We start from the raw sequence: 19,312 nt of genomic DNA, 5'->3' as shown, positions 1-19,312 counted from the left end.
ATGTCACTAAACTATTTCGGGCAGGCTTTCAAACTGGCGTTTGAAGTCTCGCCAATTCTTTTAGTTGACGGCATCGCTTCGAAAATACCTGGCGGAGTGATGCCGATCGCCGTTCTGACCGAAGGCCTGAGTATCGCCAACGGGCTGCTGCATGGTGAGATCGGCACACGCTCGATGGCCGCATTCACGCCAATGGCAGGGACAACACTGGTCCAGCAGGATATTTGCAACCTGAATTTCTATAACCAGGTAACGGCAGCGAATGCGACCGTCAGAAAGCCAAATCGGGTAGTAATGCAGATGATCCGCCCGGCCTCCACAGAGAATGGCGGTTATGCCACTAAAGGAATGACTTTTACCGCGCTGAAAATGGCACTCGACATGCACAACCAGAACGGCGGCTGTTACACCGTTATGACGCCATCGTTCATCTATACGCGCTGTCTGATGCGGTCGTTTGTCGATACTTCCGGATTTTCCGAACAGAACAAGCAGGTGCAGCACACATGGCAGCTTGAGTTTGAGCAGCCGCTATCGGCTGTCGAACAAACGGTAACGACGCTGGCGAGTGTTCTGAATAAATTCGACAAAGGCATACCTGAAGACGGGCCGCTTTCGTGGTCAGGAATCAAAAACCAGATTGCGCAGGAGTTTGGTATTGGTATATGACAACGTTGATTCCTTTCAAACCTGACGGGCGTGAGCCGTTCCAGTTCACTGCCAGAGTTGGCAAATACGAACTATTTGCCCGACTCCCATTTAACCTGTACGCAAACCGGTATTACCTGGAGCTAAAAGACAGTTCTGGTGATGTGGTTGTGTACACACCGCTGATTGCTTCCCCTGATGGTTACGATATTAATCTGGCGCTTCCATTTGTGCCGGGAAAGCTCATTTTTCGTGAAAGCACTAATCAGTTTGAGGTTTCGTAATGCGTTATTACCGCCTGGAAATCATTAACCCTAAAACAGGCAAGCCGCCAGTGGATAGCAACGGAAAACCTATAGGGCCTTTTGATACCAGTAAGACTCCAGGTTGCGGGTTACATATTGAATTTGACTTTGAGGTAACCGGCCTGGATGTAGTCAGATCTGGCACGATGCTGACGATCTACGGATTACCAATCGAGATGCTGAAGCAAAGTGTGAATTTGCAGGGATGCCTGGTCCGCATGAAAGCCGGTTTTGTTGCAGGGTTACCACTGGCAAACCCGGAACAACAGGGCGAAGTAATCTATGGTGAAATTTATCTGGCCTACGCCAACTGGATTGGCACAAACCAGACTTTAAATCTGGTCATTAACCCCATCATACGCAAAACCGATGACGGTAAGCCGTTCTTTATCAAGGGTGAAGGGCGAACAGGGGAAAAGGTGGGTGATGTTATCTCCCGCGCGTTGCAAAAGGCATTTCCGAATAAATTGATCGATTGTACCGTCAGCGACAGCCTCGTTTTGCCAGAGCCGTGGAATGGAACCTACGAAGACATTGGTTCGCTGGCGATGGTTCTCCGTAGTGCTTCAATCGCAATGATGCGCGATAAGAAATATAGCGGGATTTCCATCAGCATTCTTTCCGACAGAATACGAATTTATGATAACGCGTCAGCAAAGTGGGGAGAGCCCAAAACAATTCATGCCCATGAACTGATCGGCCAGCCGACCTGGATAGCGCCGTTTACTGTCAGTTTCAAATGCCCTCTGCGGGGCGAGATCAGGTGCGGTGATGTGGTTAAATTGCCGGAGGCGCTTTACTCCGGCGCTGCGTCGATTGTGATGGCTAACACAACAGCCCCCAGCGTTATCTCCAAAAATTCGACCACGTTCACCGGAAAATTTCTGATTAAGTCTGTCAGACACATCGGAGCGTATCTTACTGCGGACGGCGATGCCTGGGTGACGGTTTTCGAGGCTTATGCTGAGAACTGGTTGAGGGTTTAATGTCAAACGCTCAAAAATTACCATTTCTCCGAACGCTGTCGGAGATGATGACTAGCTCTGGTAACCAGCAAGCCGAGCTGAAAGGGCGGGAATTACCCTGTCATGTGGTGGCGGTAAACGGCCAGATAGTCACTGTCCAGTTCGATATGCTGCCTGAGGGGATCAACTTTCCTCAGATAACAATACCTGTGGCCACGTTCCCGTATATCCGTTTTCCGATACAGCCAGGAGATCAGGGAGTGACGATCGCCGCCGATGTATCCCTGCGCGGTGTATCCGGATTGGGGACAGGTATGGCGACTCTTTCCTACTCGATGTCGCTGACACCGCTGTTTTTCGTGCCACTGGCAAACAAGGACTGGTCCGAAGAAGATCCGCGAAAAATCGTTTTGTACGGCCCTGACGGTGCAATCCTCAAAACAGAGGACGGCAGCAGCTCGGTAACGGTGGCGCCGGAAGGAATCAGGCAAAAGTCGAAGGTTGTTTACCTCGAGGCCGAAGATATTTTTCTGAGCGGGAAAATTCACCTCAACGGTCCGATCGTCCAGGACAAAGCCCAGATGAAGGATACCGCAGCTTCGCTGATTGGCCCTCTCAAGGTCGAGAAAGATGCCGTTATCAACGGCGTGAGCGTCAGTGGCCATGGTCATGATGTGGTAGGTGTACAAAGCGGCGGCAGCACTATCACGTCGAAGAAACCAAATCCGGGTTAATACCGGTTCACTTTAAATTCTATCCATAAAGCGAAAGCCCCGAACTGTTCCAGCAGTCGGGGCTTTCTGTTTCGGCCTTGAGCAAGCAAGGAAGAATTACGAATGTTTGGAGGTCTTCCGTGATTAATTTTAGCGGAGGAGATTGGATTGTGAAAGCCTTAAAATTAGTGGCAAAAAGCAATACTTTACGACGCATGTATTACACCGCTGCACTCGTAGCTTTAGCATTTGCCCTTTCACCAGTGCTGACAGAGTTAGTGAAAGTGATGGGGGCACGATGAGAACATGGGGACGCGTCACCGACGCGAACGGCAATAAAAAATGGGTGGCGGTAGAGTCAGACGCCAGCGGCGATTTCTCATATGGCTGGCTGACGACGCTGATTCAGACGTTAAAGCTGGGGCTAGGGGAGTCGCCGTTTTACGCGAATTATGGCATTCCCGCGCAGCAGTGCATCGTGCAGCAGATTTACCCGGACTACTACGTGAACATGGTTCAGCAGCAGTTTGCCGGGTATTTTGCATCGCTGGCCATCACTAAAGTAGATGGGGCATCAAACCCCACCTACAACATCGATGTCGTGTTTTTTAACGGAACCAGTTACCGGACGCAGGTTCCGGTGTGAGTCAAATTTTCTGGCATCAGTTGGGCCAGCGGCATGTTGAGAAGTTCATCGCGTGGCATGACAACCCATCCACTTTTGCGGAGTAAGTGAATCGCCCATTCAGTGGTGATAACGGAGCCTGATTTATGATGCTCGATGTGGGTAACAGAACCGTTTCTGACGCGCATGATGATGTCAACATTCAGGGCGTTTTGTGTTTTGGCGGTATCTTCGCGCAGCTTCTTCTCACACTCGATGAAGTATCGGCGGATCTGCCGGCCTTTCTCGTTGCGTTCGACCATCGCCAGCTCTTTGGCAGTGTCTAGGGTGAGGTGGTAGTCCTTGCGGTTGTGTCCTCCTCTGCCTTTTCTTTGCTCCCCCATTTTGGGGAGCAAAATAAAATCTTGGTTTTCGGTGAAGCCATACTCAGCGATGCGGAGTCGAATCCATGTAGAGAAATCTTTGCGTGCTTCGAGAAAGGCATGCAGATCGCGAGCATTGCAGAGAAGGGTGGTTTCGTTTGAGATGGTTCCGTTGAAAACGGGAATTAATTGGATAGTCATAGAAACCTCGTGAAATTTTTTCGAAATTTTTGGTGTCAGGAGGTTCGAAACGGCTTCACGAAACCGCGGACTTATTCCCCTTGCGGGTGTTGTATTCGTCGCCCTCCCGACATTGTTCGGGGATGTGACAGCACGTAGCGCCATCACAGAATGACAGGCATAAAAAATCCAACACTTTCGGGGTTGGTCCGGACCGCGTGAAAGAGGTTTCGACGCCTCATACGCCCAATCATACTCAATTGGGCGCGGTTGTAAAGATAATGAATTGTTAAATCAATTACCTAAGGGGTTAAGGCTTACGTACACCATCTTGTTCCCATTCTCGTTTCTGACATCCATTGTAATGTTTTGAGTTGTTCCGTCGTTAAAAATTGCTCTTGCTTTATAAAAGTTGGCGTCAATTTCGTTAATTTCGACAACTCTTAAGCACTTCACCTCTGGGCGTTTATATTGTTCGTTCATGATTTGAGTTGTGAGATTACATGCCGTCTCAGCAATGGCCTTGGTACTTTCAGAATTGTATGCGTAATAAAAAGATGCAGATATTGAAATTAATAATATCCAAAAAAACAACCTAGCCTTGTCACCGATCCACGCAGAACGTTTAAAAACCCACAAGAAAAAAAAGAACGCTCCAAATAGTATAACCCATGCTTTTGATATGGTTGGTGAGAAACCCGACTTGATGAGCATGTTATTATCTAAATAAACAATGAAAATAATGGAGAGAACAAAAATAAACAGACATGCGCCGCTGTATTCTTCTGGAATGAAACGAAAAAATAGCAAGTATGCGTTAATAATGATAATGCCTATGATTATAAATATATTATCTGGTTTCTCTTGTCTGATATTTTCTTTTTGAATGTTATCCATCAACATTTCTCCTTTATAGGTTAACTATGTCAGAAATACCAATTACTATGACCAGTGCGGGTGCGCAGCCTACGCCACCCAATGAACTGCTCGCGAATCTTATCACCAGAGTTGCAGAGAAGGTACCTGGATATACAGCCAACCTTCCGGCTGGCCTTATTACTGACCTTGCAAGTACAGCGGTGGGGGCGCTGGCCTTAATAGACCAGGCGCGGGTAGACCTTATTAACTCAGTAAGTCCCTACGGTGCGAATATTCCGCTCCTGCTGCAACTTGGCAATATCTATGGACCCCAAAGGGGATTAAGCACGAACACATCGGTATATGTGGTGTTTACGAGTCTGCCGGGATTCGGTATTCCGAAGGGATTTATTGTTGGCGATGGTAACTATCAGTACGCGGTCGTGCGCGATACGGTGATTCCAGAAAGCGGGCAGACCGAACCGGTTTATTGTGTGGCCACAATGCCGGGTTCGTGGGCGGTACCAGAGGGAACGGTGACGCAGGTCGTCACATCTGTACCGAAAGACCAACCTGTGACGTGTACGAACATCACACCGGGTCTTCCGGGGAAAAGTGAGCAGACGTGGTCCTCATATCGTGCAGAGGTAATGGAATCCGGCATGTTCGGCGTGCAGGGAACGCCAGACTGCTTTAAAGCGATGCTTAAATCGGTAAGCGGTGTGCGCGAAAACCTGATTTCGTTCCGGCAGTCATCGTTGGGGAAATGGGTTGCAATCGTCGGCGGCGGTGATCCTTATGATGTGGCGTATGCCATTTATAAATCGGTGCCGGATATTTCGAAGCTGACCAATGATGTAAGCAATCCATCAGGAGCGGCAGTGGAAAAACGCACTGTATCAATCACGGTTCCTCCGGACGTGTATCAGGTGCCGTTCGTCATCCCGTCATCACAAAACGTAATGGTGCTAATCACCTGGAATACGGTATCGAACGACTACGTTGATCCGGCAGGAATTGCGATGGCCGTACAACAGAACGTTGCGGATTACATCAACTCTATAGCGGTCGGGCATCCAATAAATCTGCTCAGGATTCAGGATATTTTCACCAGTTCGGTGAAGCTGTTGGTTGATGCCACACTAATTTCGACCATCAGCGTGAGCATTGGCATTAACGGTCATATCGTCCAGCCAGCCAAAGATACAAGTCTGGTTTACGGCGATACGTATGCGTATTTTTCGACAATACCGTCGCAGGTGCAGGTCACGAAGTATGCAATATCCGACTGATAAAATCCTTCCTGCTTACCCTTTCGTACAGTACAGAGATGATCCGAATATCGTTGCTTTTTTCGATGCTTATAATGAAATTGCGCAGGAATATCTGGATTCGTTGAATAAGCTGGCATTGCCTTGCTGGACTTCGGAGTCAATAACGGGGCAATTACTGGACTGGATTGCGCTGGGAATATACGGAGTAGAGAGACCGTTGCTCCAGGTGTCAGAAGAAGCAATAGCGCGAGGGGCATATGACACCATCGAATACAATGCTATTCCTTATGCAGCGATGCGTAATTATGTTCCCGGTTCAGCCTCGTATGTTCCTGATGATTATTTTAAACGAATACTGACATGGAATTTTTATAAGGCTGATGGTTCTCATTTCTGTATTGACTGGTTAAAGCGGCGTGTGGCGCGATTTATTCATGGGGCAAATGGAATTGACCCTCCATTACAAAACACGTTTGATGTAAGTGTTACCGTCGCAGATAATGTTTTTTCAATACAAATTCCTGATTATGGTGATGGAGTAGGGTATTTTCTCAAAAATGCAATAGACCAGAAATACGTAAAACTTCCCTTCATTTATACTTATGCAACAACGGTGATTGGAAAATGATTATTGGGTTTGGAAATAATGTTGTTTCTGCGCTTGCTGGCGATATTACTACAGGACAGACTGAAATCCCTGTAATGCCGGGAACAGGCGCTAAGTTTGCAAAATTACTGTCCGCTGATTTTGAAAACAAATCGAACACACAACGCGTGTACGCAAAAATAACGCTGACTGATAATAAAGAGTCGGCATTTGAAATCTGTCATCTGGTATCTGTAAGCGGTGATGTTTTAAATGTCGTCAGGGGGCAGGAAGGTACCACGCCCAAAGGTTGGTATCTGAATGACGTTGTGGCGAACTTTGCTACGCGCGGCTCTGAAAACCATTTTGTGCAGATAGCTCAACTCCAGAGCGGGCATTATATTGCAGGTGTGGCTGGTGGCACAGCAAACGCACTGACGCTTGAACTACCAGCTACGTTTTTTGTAAATGGTAGTACTGACTGGACGCTTCGGACGCCAATTATCGTCTTTCCGGTTCAAAACAACACTAATGCCGTGACTCTGCAATTGATTCTCGGTGGAAAGGTTCTGGGCACATTCCCACTTTATAAGGGGAATAAATCTGAATTGACAGCAAATGATATCATTAAGGGTATTCCTTTAATTTGTGTGCTTGATAGCGAAAAAATGTATTTCAGCGTCATAAACCCTGGCAATATTTACTCAGATTTTGATCAGCGATATGTAAAAAAATCAGGCGATACTATGACTGGTGCTCTCAACTTGCCAGATCTGAATGCAAGCGGGGTGGTAAAAAGCGCCGGAGAGATGCAGACGACTTCTGCGAACAGCTACAGGATTATATATGGCGAATATGGAGTGTTCTGGCATCAGAACGGCAATGATTTGTATCTGATGCTTACCAACAGTGGAGATCCGTATGGCGGATTTAATAACCTGCGCCCGTTTGTGGTCAATCTTGCTACCGGCAAGGTTACGATGGCTAATGGTGCGACTATTCATGGGTTACGGGCAGAGGGCAGTATTGCGCTAAACACAGATAATGCGCTTGGCGTAAATTCTATTGTACTGGGAGACAGCGATACCGGATTTAAACAGCAAGGCGACGGCATTCTTGATGTTTTTGCCAATGGAGCACATGTTTTCCGATTCATCAACGGTAACAATGAAAGCGTCCGCTCACTTGTTGTTCACGGAAACTGCCATGCAACAGGGGAAGTTCTATCTGGTAATGGGGCAGCCAAGATTGCTACAGACGGTAATATCTACGGGCCAGTCTGGGGCGGCTGGCTCTCAAACTACATCCAGAACCGAACAGGTGTGCAGGATATTCGTCTGGGGGCTGTTGTCTGGGTTGGACCATCAGCAAATGGTTCGTATGCATCATTAACCGCTCCGGATGGACACGTATTAACTGCAATACTTGATGGAGATACAGTTCGCTGGCCAATGCCGGACAGCCCTGATGCTGCTTATGCACGTCCGATTCAGAAATTAATTAATGGGACCTGGTACAATGTAGGGAGTGTTTAACCGTGTTGCATTTTAAAAATATCACTATTGGGAATCCTAAAACAGCAGAGCAATACATGCTAACTAAAAAAGAAGGTATTGCCTGGTTATATTCCGAGGATGGGAAAAACTGGTACGAAGAACATAAAAAATTCGCACCAGACACGATTAAAGTAGCTTACATCAAAACTGGACGGGTTGTGTGGGTCGGGAAAGATGCTTCTGCGATTAATCCTAAAGGTATGAGTGTTATTGAAATTGCTGATATTACAGCCAATCGTCGGATTGATATTTCGGGGTACTGGTTTTACAGGAATGATGAATTCACGTTTGATTATGCCCTTAAAGCAGAAGATGAGCGGAATATTTTACTGAGCAAAGTCAGTAGCAAAACGTCTGAATGGGAAAAAGACCTGTTGCTGGGGTTAATCAGTGATCAGGATAAAGAAAAAATGAAGGAATATCGGCTATACGCGAAGGCGTTACAGGCTATGGATTTCAGCACTGTAACCGATAAAGCCTCATATAGTGCCATCCAGTGGCCTGTATTCCCGGAAATTTCTTTCTGAACTAATTCGCTACGAGAAATATATGGCTGTACAAATATCTGGTGCGCTACTCAATGGCGCAGGCATCCCCATGTCCGGATGCCATATTATTCTTAAATCCCGCGTGAATACATCAGAAGTGGTGATGCGCACTGTGGCTGATGTAGTGACCGGAAATAACGGTGAATATTCGTTTGAGGCGCAGGTCGGAAAATACTGCGTGTATCTCAAACAGTGGATTAGTGATGATTATGAATATTGTGTCGGCGATATCTCTGTTTACTATGACTCAAAGCCCGGCACGCTGAATGACTTCCTGACTGCCCTCGATGAGGGGGATTTAAAGCCTGATGTGGTTGCCCGGTTTGAGGAAATGGTGGCGCAGGCGCAGCAGAGCGCAAAATCATCAGCAGAAAGCGCACAGGAAGCCGGGAAGCACGCCGCCGATGCGGAGCAGCTAAAAAAAGACACAGAAACACTGGCTGAGGAAGTGCGGCAGGATGCACAGCAGACGGCGCAGGACCGGGAAGAAACAACCCTGAACGCACAGGCCTCAGAGAAAAGCGCACAGGACGCCAGAGGATACCGTGACAGCGCACAACAGATAGTTGAAGGTCTGAACGCGAGCCATGCCACGACGACACAAAAAGGTCTGGTGCAACTAAGCAGTGCCACGGACAGCGACAGCGAAGAACTGGCGGCCACACCAAAAGCGGTTAAAACCATCATGGATAAGGTACAGACCAGAGCGCCGCTAGACAGTCCGGTGTTTGCAGGTACGCCTATGGCACCAACGCCAGATTTAAATGCGAAGGGCAGGGAAATTGCGAACGCCGCTTTTGTCCGGGCGTTGATAGCGGCGCTGGTAGGTTCTGTACCTGAAACGCTGGACACACTGAATGAACTGGCGGCGGCGTTAGATAACGACCCACATTTTGCAACAACCATGACGAATGCGCTGGCCGGGAAGCAACCCCTCAGTGAAATTCTGACGTCTTTATCAGGGTTAATGACTGCCGGGAATAAGCTGGCTTATTTCAGCGATAAAAATGTGATGGCACTGGCAAACCTGACGGCGGTTGGACGTGTGCTGATAGGCCAGGACTCCAGAGCCGGGGTGCTTGATTATCTGGGGCTGAAAAGCGCGGCCACGATGGAGCCACAGGCAGATATTCGCGACCGGACAGAAGGTCGGCTGGCCATTCCTGGCGCATTCGGCTTTGGTCATATATTCCTCCCTAATGAAGCCATCCGGTTTAAATCAGAAAGCGACTTTCTGGCGTGGGTAAAACAAGCTACGCCGGGAGAGTATTTTGTGGAGGCGGCCAACTACGTGTTACCCGGAGCCAATAACGGGATAATTAGAATCCGGTATCTGGAGGCTAACCGGAATCCACCAGAACCGCAATATATGGCAAAAGCGATAACCTGGTACAGCGTTAACGGACATGTTTATTACAACCGTTACTGGACATCGGGTAATGGCTGCCTGATTGGCTGGGAGAATCTGAAAACGAATGAGGATTATTTCTTAAATTTAATCAGGGCCAGAGCACCACTTGACAGCCCGGTCTTTACCGGGATTCCGAAAACACCGACGCCACCTGATGATGCCACGGGGACGGAAATCGCAAACGCGGCATTTGTCCGTAAACTGCTGGCTGGCCTTGTGGGTTCATCTCCTGAAGCGCTGGACACGCTTAACGAGCTGGCCGCCGCCCTCGGTAACGACCCAAACTTTGCGACAACTGTCACTAACGCGCTGGCGGGTAAACAGCCCCTGAATGCTGTGTTAACGGCACTCAGCAACCTGACACAACGTGCTGACACTCTCCCGTACTTTAATGCAGATGAAGACGTATCCCTTGCGCCCCTGTCAGAAAAGGCGCGGTCGTTGCTGGCACAGGAAACGCCGGAGGACATGCGCACAGTACTGGAGCTGAAAAGCGCGGCCACGATGGAACCGCAGAGTGATATTTACGACCGGACAGAAGGTCGGCTGGCCATACCTGGTGCATTCGGCTTTGGCCATATATTCCTCCCTAATGAAGCCATCCGGTTTAAATCAGAAAGCGACTTTCTGGCGTGGGTAAAACAAGCTACGCCGGGAGAGTATTCTGTAACGGGAGATAACGGCGTATTACCCGGTACCAATGCAGGGATGATTAGAATCCGGTATCTGGAGGCGAACCGCAATCCACCGGAGCCGCAACATATGGCGAAAGCCATTATTTTATACACCATTAACGGAGATGTTTATTATAACCGCTACTGGACAACCAGTAATGGTTATCTTATCGGCTGGGAAAAAATGAAGCTTGGCGAGAAGGGTGTTGCTGACACTCTACGCTCTATCGGCGGAGTAGCTAATGGATACTCTTACCCCGATATCGGGGGGCTGGTATTTGCTGCGTACTGCGGTACCTCTGACAGTGATTCATCCCGAAAAATCTGGCGTGGTTCTGGCGTACCAGGCTCCCGTTTGGCTGTTCTCTCTATTACAGCATCGCACAGTACAACGGGTTCATACGCTTCCACACCACAAGTGGTTATAGCTCCACTCAGTTTGTGCCCGATGGCGGGAACGTTCGTTGCTCTGTCTGGTTCGCCGCTCACCTCTGGCGGAAGCACTTCGGCAATGATTGGTTTGTTCGTCAGGATTGCGTAAGGAGAAAGCATGAATATTCAGGAGATTAAAAACGCCCGTTATCTTGAAAGCGGTGCGATTGATTGCGATGTGTTGTTTGAGGAAATGGACGAAGCGCTGCCTTATACGGCGACAGCAGACGATACCGCATCGACAGGCCAGCAAATCTGGCAGGAACTGCAAAGCGGCAAATGGGGCGAAATTGCCCCATTCATAGTGACACCGGAAATGCTGGAAGCGGCAAGAGCAGCAAAGCGTCGCGAAATCGAGGCGTGGCGCACAGAACAGGAGGCGCAGCCGTTTGTGTTCGAATGGAATGGCCACACATGGAACGCTGGCCCTGAATCACTGGCGAGGCTATCCCCTGTAACGATGGCAGTACGCCCGGAAAGCTCCCGCGCTGCGTTTGTCTGGAATGATGCCAGTAACGAACCGGTACACCTGACAATGGCCCAGGCCGAAGAATTAGCGGCAGCAATGGCCCAGGCACAGTTGGATCGGAACAATGATATTTTTTCGCGGCAACGGGAAATGAAAAGTAGGATTGGAAAAATGGAAAGCTTAGAAGATATAAGAACCTTCAAGGTTAGTTAAAATCATTCCCCAAAACGATTTTTATCTTCTTGAATTTATGGATCTTTTTAAAATGAATATTTCATTGCAAATCAAGTCAAATGATATGATAACCATTTGATATATAAATGGTAATTTTATTTTTGGCTATCTTCATCCTCGCCAGGTGAAACGCGTCAAGACCGAACATGCTTAACTCCGCAGGCAAAATTGATTTAGCGCAATTCTAAGCCTGGGGAACAGCGGGGGGCAGAAACAGAACTGTTCTTTTTAACCATAACAGTTATAAAAAATAAGTTGATTATGTAAACTGATATACATCGTGGTTATCACCGACACCGGATATCAGGACGAAAAATGAAAAAGTATCAGCGGCTGGCGGAACAAATTCGCGATCAAATTGCGTCTGGCGTATGGCAGCCAGGCGATCGCCTGCCATCCTTGCGTGAGCAGGTGGTAAGCAGCGGAATGAGTTTTATGACCGTCGGACACGCTTACCAGCTACTGGAAAGCCAGGGACGGATCATTGCCCGACCGCAGTCGGGTTACTATGTTGCTGCACGTCCCGAGCGTGAGGTTTCAATACCGCAAGTGCAGGTCATGCGTGATGAAGCCGTGGATATCAATACCTATATTTTTGATATGTTGCAGGCCAGTAGGGATGCATCTGTTATGCCATTTGCTTCCGCATTCCCCGATCCCCGCTTATTTCCCTTGCAGCAGCTTAACCGTTCGCTGGCGCAGGTAAGCAAAACAGCCACAGCCATGAGCGTTATCGAAAACCTGCCACCAGGTAATGCTGAACTGCGTCACGCTATCGCACGGCGTTATGCTCAGCAGGGGATCACTATTTCGCCCGATGAGATTGTGATTACCGCAGGTGCGCTTGAAGCCCTCAACCTGAGTTTGCAGGCGGTGACTGAACCGGGTGATTGGGTTATTGTCGAAAACCCCTGTTTTTACGGTGCGTTGCAGGCCCTGGAACGACTGCGTCTGAAGGCGCTTTCTGTGGCCACTGATGTAAAGGAAGGCATCGACCTTGTTGCACTGGAACTGGCATTACAGGAGTATCCGGTAAAAGCCTGCTGGTTGATGACCAACAGTCAAAACCCGCTTGGCTTTACGCTCAGCGCACAGAAAAAAGCCAGTCTGATTGCATTGCTGGAAAAATATAACGTCATGCTGATTGAAGATGACGTTTATAGCGAGCTTTACTTTGGCCGTGAAAAACCGTTGCCCGCAAAGGCCTGGGATCACGGCGACAGAGTGCTGCATTGTTCTTCGTTTTCGAAATGCCTGGTGCCAGGATTTCGTGTTGGCTGGGTTGCCGCAGGAAAACATGCCCGCCGCATTCAGCGACTCCAGTTGATGAGTACCTTATCAACCAGTTCTCCAATGCAGCTTGCACTGGTGGATTACCTGTCCACGCGGCGTTATGACGCGCATCTGCGTCGGTTACGCCGTCAACTGGCAGAACGCAAACAGCAGGCCTGGCAAACGCTGCTTCGTCATCTTCCGGCGGAAGTCAAAATTCACCATAACGACAGCGGCTATTTTCTGTGGCTGGAACTGCCCGAGCCACTCGATGCGGGGGAACTCAGTACTCAGGCGCTGGCCCACCATATTAGTATTGCGCCAGGTAAAATGTTCTCAACATCGGGGACCTGGACACGTTTCTTTCGCTTCAATACCGCATGGAACTGGGGAGAGCGCGAGGAGCAGGCAGTGAAATTGCTCGGGAAATTAATTCGCGAGATGATGAAATAATACCGAACGTGCTATTCAATATAAAAGAATAGTGCGTTCTTATTTTCGAAATAACGAATGCCAGGCCACAAAGTTATTTATATCGAGTGCCACCATACAAAATATCAATAGTTGTTGGTATTACCCCCTGCGCATCTAACTCCTTGTCTATACTCCAGAAGATTTAGTCATCCTGCCAGAGCCCACGACGTAATGAGCGTTAGCTCACAACCTGATTAAATTTCCTTGCGCCAGCAGGAACGCTTACGACACCCCGACTATTTTTAGGAAAGGACATATATTTACGGCAAGGCTGCCGCTCAATATTTTTCGACAGGAGTAAGATGTTATGAGCAAGCAATTTGCCCTCAGTAGTCTGTGTGCCCTCAGTATGACGCTGATGACAGCCCATGCAGCCGAACCCCCCACATCATTAGATAAACCGGAAGGCCGCCTGGATATTATTGCCTGGCCGGGTTATATCGAACGTGGACAAACCGATAAACAATATGACTGGGTCTCACAGTTTGAGAAGGACACCGGTTGTGCGGTCAATGTGAAAACAGCGGCCACCTCAGACGAAATGGTCAGCCTGATGGCAAAAGGCGGTTATGACCTGGTAACGGCTTCAGGTGATGCTTCACTGCGTTTGATTATGGGGAAACGCGTTCAACCTATTAACACAGCGCTTATCCCTAACTGGAAAACTATCGATCCGCGCGTTGTAAAAGGTGAGTGGTTTAACGTTGGTGGGAAAGTCTATGGCACGCCATATCAGTGGGGGCCAAACCTGCTGATGTACAACACCAAAACCTTCCCGACACCGCCGGATAGCTGGAACGTGGTGTTTGTGGAACAAAACCTTCCTGACGGGAAAAGCAATAAAGGGCGCGTACAGGCTTACGACGGTCCAATTTATATTGCAGATGCCGCGCTGTTCGTTAAAGCCACTCAGCCACAACTGGGCATCAGCGACCCGTATCAACTCACTGAAAAACAGTATCAGGCGGTCATTAAGGTTCTGAGCGATCAGCATGCATTGATCCACCGCTACTGGCATGACACCACCGTGCAAATGAGTGATTTCAAAAACGAAGGTGTCGTGGCTTCCAGCGCCTGGCCGTATCAGGCTAACGCCCTGAAAGGTGAAGGCCAGCCGATCGCGACCGTATTTCCAAAAGAGGGCGTTACCGGCTGGGCTGACACCACTATGCTGCACAGCGAAGCGAAACACCCGGTTTGTGCGTACAAATGGATGAACTGGTCATTAACGCCGAAAGTACAGGGCGATGTTGCCGCCTGGTTTGGTTCTCTGCCTGTTGTGCCGGAAGGCTGTAAAGCCAGCCCACTTCTGGGTGAAAAAGGCTGTGAAACCAATGGGTATAGCTTTTTCGACAAAATCGCTTTCTGGAAAACGCCCATCGCAGAAGGTGGGAAATTTGTTCCGTACAGTCGCTGGACGCAGGATTACATAGCCATTATGGGCGGTCGCTAATTCCGCTGGGGGTTTTATGACGTACGCAGTGGAATTTGACAATGTCTCACGACTTTACGGGGATGTTCGTGCAGTCGATGGGGTCAGTATTGCGATTAATGATGGTGAATTTTTTTCTATGCTGGGGCCATCCGGCTCCGGCAAAACCACCTGTCTGCGTCTGATAGCTGGCTTCGAACAGCTCTCTGGCGGCGCAATTAAAATTTTTGGTAAACAGGCCAGCGATTTGCCGCCCTGGGAACGGGATGTCAATACCGTTTTCCAGGACTATGCGTTGTTCCCGCACATGTCGATCCTCGACAACGTGGCCTACGGGCTAATGGTCAAAGGTATTGATAAAAAACAGCGCCACGCTCAGGCCCGTGAGGCGCTGGAAAAGGTGGCGCTCGGCTTCGTTTATGAACGTAAACCGTCACAGCTTTCCGGTGGGCAGCGTCAGCGTGTGGCCATCGCCCGTGCGCTGGTTAATGAACCGCGCGTTCTGCTACTGGATGAGCCGCTCGGCGCGCTGGATCTCAAGTTGCGTGAACAGATGCAACTGGAACTAAAAAAACTACAGCAGTCTCTTGGTATTACCTTCATTTTTGTCACGCACGATCAGGGAGAAGCGCTGTCGATGTCCGATCGTGTAGCGGTGTTTAATAACGGTCGTATTGAGCAGGTGGATTCGCCGCGTGAACTCTATATGCGCCCACGCACACCTTTTGTGGCGAGTTTCGTGGGGACATCAAATGTCTTCGATGCGGCGATGTCGGCGAATGTTTGTGGGCTGCAGGGCATGTATTCACTGCGCCCGGAACACATTCGGTTAAATGATTCCGGCGGCGAGGTTCAGGCTCGGGGGATTATCCAGGCGGTGCAGTATCAGGGGGCAGCGACACGGTTTGAGCTAAAACTCGCTGGCGGTGAAAAATTACTGGTCAGTCAGGCAAACCTGACAGGGGAAACGCTGCCAGCAACGCTGTCACCGGGCCAACAGGTGATGGCATCGTGGTCGCGTGACGTGATGGTACCGCTGGTTGAGGAGAGGTGAATGGCTATGAATGTCTTACATTCACCTGTGCAGTCGACAAACCTGAGCAGGATAACGGGTTTTTTCTGGCGTAATCCGGGCTTTGGGTTGTTTTTGCTGCTGCTCGGACCGTTGATGTGGTTCGGAATCGTCTACTTTGGCTCATTACTGACGCTATTGTGGCAGGGTTTTTATACCTTCGACGATTTTACCATGTCAGTTACGCCAGATTTGACGCTGGCCAATCTACAGGCGCTGTTTAATCCGGCAAATTACGACATCATTTTGCGAACGCTGACGATGGCAGTAGCTGTCACTATTGCCAGCGCTATTCTGGCGTTTCCGATGGCGTGGTATATGGCGCGTTACACCAGCGGCAAGATGAAGGCCTTTTTTTACATCGCGGTGATGCTGCCAATGTGGGCTAGTTATATCGTCAAAGCCTATGCGTGGACGCTGCTGCTGGCAAAAGATGGTGTGGCGCAGTGGTTTTTAACTCATCTTGGGCTGGAGCCAGTGCTGACGGCTTTTCTGACGTTGCCAGCTATCGGGGGTAACACACTGTCGACGTCGGGATTAGGGCGCTTTCTGGTTTTTGTCTATATCTGGCTTCCGTTTATGATTTTGCCGGTACAGGCTGCGCTGGAGCGGTTACCGCCATCGTTACTTCAGGCTTCGGCTGATCTGGGGGCTCGTCCGCGCCAAACCTTCCGTTATGTGGTGCTTCCGCTGGCGATTCCGGGTATTGCGGCCGGCTCGATCTTTACCTTCTCGCTGACGCTGGGGGACTTTATTGTTCCTCAACTGGTGGGACCGCCGGGGTACTTCATCGGAAACATGGTCTATTCGCAACAAGGGGCTATCGGCAATATGCCAATGGCGGCGGCATTCACCCTGGTGCCGATTGTCTTAATTGCACTGTATCTGGCGTTCGTGAAGCGTCTGGGAGCTTTCGATGCACTCTGAACGCGCACCTTTTTTACTCAAACTGGCTGCATGGGGAGGTGTGATTTTTCTGCACTTTCCCATCCTCATTATTGCCACCTATGCTTTTAATACCGAGGAGGCTGCTTTTAGTTTTCCACCCCAGGGGTTAACGCTTCGTTGGTTTAGCGTTGCGGCGCAGCGCAGCGACATCCTTGAATCAGTGACGTTGTCACTTAAAATTGCTGCGCTGTCGACGGCCATTGCCCTGATCCTGGGAACGTTGGCAGCGGCTGCACTGTGGCGCAGGGACTTTTTTGGCAAGAGCGCAATATCGCTGTTGTTGCTTTTGCCGATTGCATTGCCGGGCATTATTACTGGCCTGGCGCTGCTGAGTGCGTTTAAAACCATCAATCTGGAACCGGGGTTCCTGACGATCGTTGTGGGACATGCGACGTTTTGTGTGGTGGTGGTTTTTAACAACGTCGTGGCGCGCTTTCGCCGCACTTCATGGAGTCTGGTTGAAGCATCGATGGATCTGGGTGCCAACGGCTGGCAGACCTTCCGCTATGTCGTATTGCCGAATTTAGCGTCGGCACTGTTGGCGGGTGGCATGCTGGCGTTTGCTTTGTCGTTTGATGAAATCATCGTGACAACGTTCACCGCCGGACATGAAAGAACGCTTCCTTTATGGCTGCTTAATCAATTGGGACGTCCACGCGATGTTCCTGTCACCAACGTTGTGGCATTGCTGGTCATGCTGGTTACAACACTGCCAATTTTAGGGGCCTGGTGGCTAACGCGTGAAGGCGAAACTCTCGCCGGAAACGGTAAATAAACGACAATATGGGAAATTGCTATGCAACATTTATTACTGATTAACGGTGAGCTGGTCGGCGGTGAAGGTGAAAAGCAGCCAGTTTACAACCCTGCGACCGGAGAGCTTATCCTGGAAATTGCGGAGGCGTCGGCTGCGCAGGTTGATGCCGCCGTTCGCGCTGCGGACCATGCGTTTACGGCATGGGGACAAACCACGCCGAAAGTGCGATCGGAGCTCCTGCTTAAACTGGCGGATACCATCGCAAACAATGCCCGAACATTTGCTGAGCTGGAGTCTCTCAACTGCGGCAAGCCGTTGCACTGTGTGCTCAATGATGAAATTCCAGCCATCGTGGATGTTTTCCGCTTTTTTGCCGGGGCTGCTCGTACCTTGCACGGGTCGGCTGCCGGGGAGTATCTGGAAGGGCATACGTCAATGATCCGCCGGGATCCGCTCGGGGTGGTGGCATCTATTGCCCCATGGAACTATCCGCTGATGATGGCTGCATGGAAACTGGCACCGGCGCTGGCGGCAGGTAACTGCGTGGTAATCAAACCTTCAGAAATTACGCCACTTACGGCGCTGAAACTGGCGGAATACGCGAAAGATATCTTCCCGGCAGGTGTCATTAACGTCCTGTTCGGCAGAGGCGCAACGGTGGGCGATCCGCTGACCGGACATGAAAAAGTGCGTATGGTTTCGTTGACGGGCTCCATTGTGACCGGGGAGCACATCATTCAACATACCGCGCCTACGATTAAGCGCACGCATATGGAACTGGGTGGAAAAGCGCCAGTCATTATTTTTGATGATGCCGATCTGGATGCGGTCGTTAATGGTGTGCGAACGTTTGGTTATTACAACGCCGGACAGGATTGCACTGCGGCTTGCCGCATCTATGCACAAAAGGGGATTTATGATGCGCTGGTTGAAAAACTGGGCGCGGCTGTCGCCAGCCTGAAAACCGGGGCGCCGGATGATGAATCAACAGAACTGGGGCCATTAAGTTCAAAAGCACACCTTGAGCGCGTGGCAAAAGCAGTAGAAGAGGCCAAAGCACTTGGCCACATCAAAGTCATCACTGGCGGTAAAAAAGTGGAGGGAGGTGGCTATTATTTTGCTCCGACGCTGCTGGCAGGGGCGAAGCAGGAAGATGCCATCGTTCAACGGGAAGTCTTTGGCCCGGTGGTTAGTGTGACCGTCTTTGATGAAGAAGAACAGGTGCTGGCGTGGGCAAACGATTCGAAGTACGGGCTGGCGTCGTCTGTCTGGACGCGGGACGTTGGTCGCGCACATCGGGTAAGTGCTCGTTTGCAGTATGGCTGTACCTGGGTCAATACCCACTTCACGCTGGTGAGTGAAATGCCGCATGGCGGACAAAAACAGTCAGGTTATGGCAAAGATATGTCGGTTTACGGGCTGGAGGATTACACGGTTGTTCGGCATGTGATGATCAAACACGAGTAAAATCTTCAGTCGCGAACAGTGAAAGAGGCACGGATAGCTAAATATTGGCA

General features: G+C 49.7%; 19 protein-coding genes. 17 read left to right on the top strand and 2 right to left on the bottom strand.

All coding sequences use genetic code 11. The annotated features are described in order from the left end of the window. The 5 genes from AACS05_RS11880 (at position 1) to AACS05_RS11860 (ending at position 3,277) form a co-directional block, all read left to right on the top strand. On the top strand, positions 1–669 hold the full coding sequence (locus AACS05_RS11880) for a hypothetical protein (RefSeq protein WP_045443159.1): 669 nt from the start codon (positions 1–3) through the stop codon (positions 667–669). Continuing rightward, a complete protein-coding gene (locus AACS05_RS11875; RefSeq protein ID WP_045443156.1) occupies positions 666–932 on the top strand; it encodes a hypothetical protein in 267 nt (88 codons plus the stop codon). Before AACS05_RS11880 ends, AACS05_RS11875 begins: the two co-directional genes overlap by 4 nt. Continuing rightward, positions 932–1,939, top strand: a complete 1,008-nt coding sequence (locus AACS05_RS11870) for a hypothetical protein (RefSeq protein ID WP_045443153.1) — start codon at positions 932–934, stop codon at positions 1,937–1,939. The genes AACS05_RS11875 and AACS05_RS11870 overlap by 1 nt, the downstream gene beginning before the upstream one ends. Beyond that, positions 1,939–2,652, top strand: a complete 714-nt coding sequence (locus AACS05_RS11865; RefSeq protein ID WP_045443150.1) for a phage baseplate protein — start codon at positions 1,939–1,941, stop codon at positions 2,650–2,652. Before AACS05_RS11870 ends, AACS05_RS11865 begins: the two co-directional genes overlap by 1 nt. A 277-nt stretch (positions 2,653–2,929) precedes the next feature. Continuing rightward, on the top strand, positions 2,930–3,277 hold the full coding sequence (locus tag AACS05_RS11860; protein WP_045443147.1) for a hypothetical protein: 348 nt from the start codon (positions 2,930–2,932) through the stop codon (positions 3,275–3,277). On the opposite strand, the gene AACS05_RS11855 is transcribed toward AACS05_RS11860, so the two are convergent. Next, positions 3,253–3,819: an antA/AntB antirepressor family protein gene (locus tag AACS05_RS11855; protein WP_045443144.1), complete on the bottom strand. Its 567-nt coding sequence runs from the start codon at positions 3,817–3,819 to the stop codon at positions 3,253–3,255. The genes AACS05_RS11860 and AACS05_RS11855 overlap by 25 nt on opposite strands. A gap of 273 nt (positions 3,820–4,092) precedes the next feature. Then, positions 4,093–4,695, bottom strand: a complete 603-nt coding sequence (locus tag AACS05_RS11850; RefSeq protein WP_045443141.1) for a hypothetical protein — start codon at positions 4,693–4,695, stop codon at positions 4,093–4,095. A 26-nt stretch (positions 4,696–4,721) separates the two neighbouring features. On the opposite strand from AACS05_RS11850, the gene AACS05_RS11845 reads away from it, so the two are divergent. From AACS05_RS11845 to patD, 12 genes are all read left to right on the top strand, one after another. Beyond that, positions 4,722–5,948, top strand: a complete 1,227-nt coding sequence (locus AACS05_RS11845) for a baseplate J/gp47 family protein (protein WP_071828933.1) — start codon at positions 4,722–4,724, stop codon at positions 5,946–5,948. Continuing rightward, positions 5,932–6,558 carry a hypothetical protein gene (locus tag AACS05_RS11840; RefSeq protein ID WP_045443138.1) on the top strand — a complete coding sequence of 209 codons (627 nt, stop codon included), beginning with the start codon at positions 5,932–5,934 and terminating at the stop codon, positions 6,556–6,558. Before AACS05_RS11845 ends, AACS05_RS11840 begins: the two co-directional genes overlap by 17 nt. Beyond that, complete coding sequence (locus tag AACS05_RS11835; RefSeq protein ID WP_045443135.1) at positions 6,555–8,051, top strand: phage tail fiber protein; 1,497 nt, start codon at positions 6,555–6,557, stop codon at positions 8,049–8,051. The genes AACS05_RS11840 and AACS05_RS11835 overlap by 4 nt, the downstream gene beginning before the upstream one ends. 2 nt (positions 8,052–8,053) lie before the next feature. Continuing rightward, positions 8,054–8,599 (top strand): tail fiber assembly protein, encoded by a 546-nt coding sequence (locus AACS05_RS11830; RefSeq protein ID WP_045443132.1) that lies wholly within the window; start codon positions 8,054–8,056, stop codon positions 8,597–8,599. Positions 8,600–8,621: 22 nt separating this feature from the next. Further along, entirely contained in the window at positions 8,622–11,246 is a 2,625-nt protein-coding gene (locus tag AACS05_RS11825; RefSeq protein ID WP_045443129.1) for a prophage tail fiber N-terminal domain-containing protein, read from the top strand. 9 nt (positions 11,247–11,255) lie between these two features. Then, complete coding sequence (locus tag AACS05_RS11820; RefSeq protein WP_045443126.1) at positions 11,256–11,819, top strand: DUF4376 domain-containing protein; 564 nt, start codon at positions 11,256–11,258, stop codon at positions 11,817–11,819. Positions 11,820–12,155: 336 nt separating this feature from the next. Next, complete coding sequence (locus tag AACS05_RS11815) at positions 12,156–13,565, top strand: aminotransferase-like domain-containing protein (RefSeq protein ID WP_045443122.1); 1,410 nt, start codon at positions 12,156–12,158, stop codon at positions 13,563–13,565. A gap of 328 nt (positions 13,566–13,893) precedes the next feature. Beyond that, on the top strand, positions 13,894–15,039 hold the full coding sequence (gene ydcS, locus AACS05_RS11810) for a putative ABC transporter substrate-binding protein YdcS (protein ID WP_045443119.1): 1,146 nt from the start codon (positions 13,894–13,896) through the stop codon (positions 15,037–15,039). A 16-nt stretch (positions 15,040–15,055) separates the two neighbouring features. Continuing rightward, positions 15,056–16,072 carry an ABC transporter ATP-binding protein gene (locus tag AACS05_RS11805; RefSeq protein WP_045443116.1) on the top strand — a complete coding sequence of 339 codons (1,017 nt, stop codon included), beginning with the start codon at positions 15,056–15,058 and terminating at the stop codon, positions 16,070–16,072. Beyond that, entirely contained in the window at positions 16,073–17,017 is a 945-nt protein-coding gene (locus AACS05_RS11800) for an ABC transporter permease (protein WP_045443113.1), read from the top strand. It begins immediately after the preceding gene. Next, complete coding sequence (locus AACS05_RS11795; RefSeq protein ID WP_045443109.1) at positions 17,007–17,813, top strand: ABC transporter permease; 807 nt, start codon at positions 17,007–17,009, stop codon at positions 17,811–17,813. The genes AACS05_RS11800 and AACS05_RS11795 overlap by 11 nt, the downstream gene beginning before the upstream one ends. 21 nt (positions 17,814–17,834) lie before the next feature. After that, on the top strand, positions 17,835–19,262 hold the full coding sequence (gene patD, locus AACS05_RS11790; protein WP_045443106.1) for an aminobutyraldehyde dehydrogenase: 1,428 nt from the start codon (positions 17,835–17,837) through the stop codon (positions 19,260–19,262). The last annotated feature ends 50 nt before the right edge of the window (positions 19,263–19,312 follow it).

The organism is Citrobacter sp. S-77 (genome assembly GCF_963864895.1).
Classification (GTDB): Bacteria; Pseudomonadota; Gammaproteobacteria; order Enterobacterales; family Enterobacteriaceae; genus Citrobacter; species Citrobacter murliniae.
The sequence above is the reverse complement of the archived record's forward strand: the minus strand, read 5'-3'. Positions and strand labels throughout refer to the sequence as shown.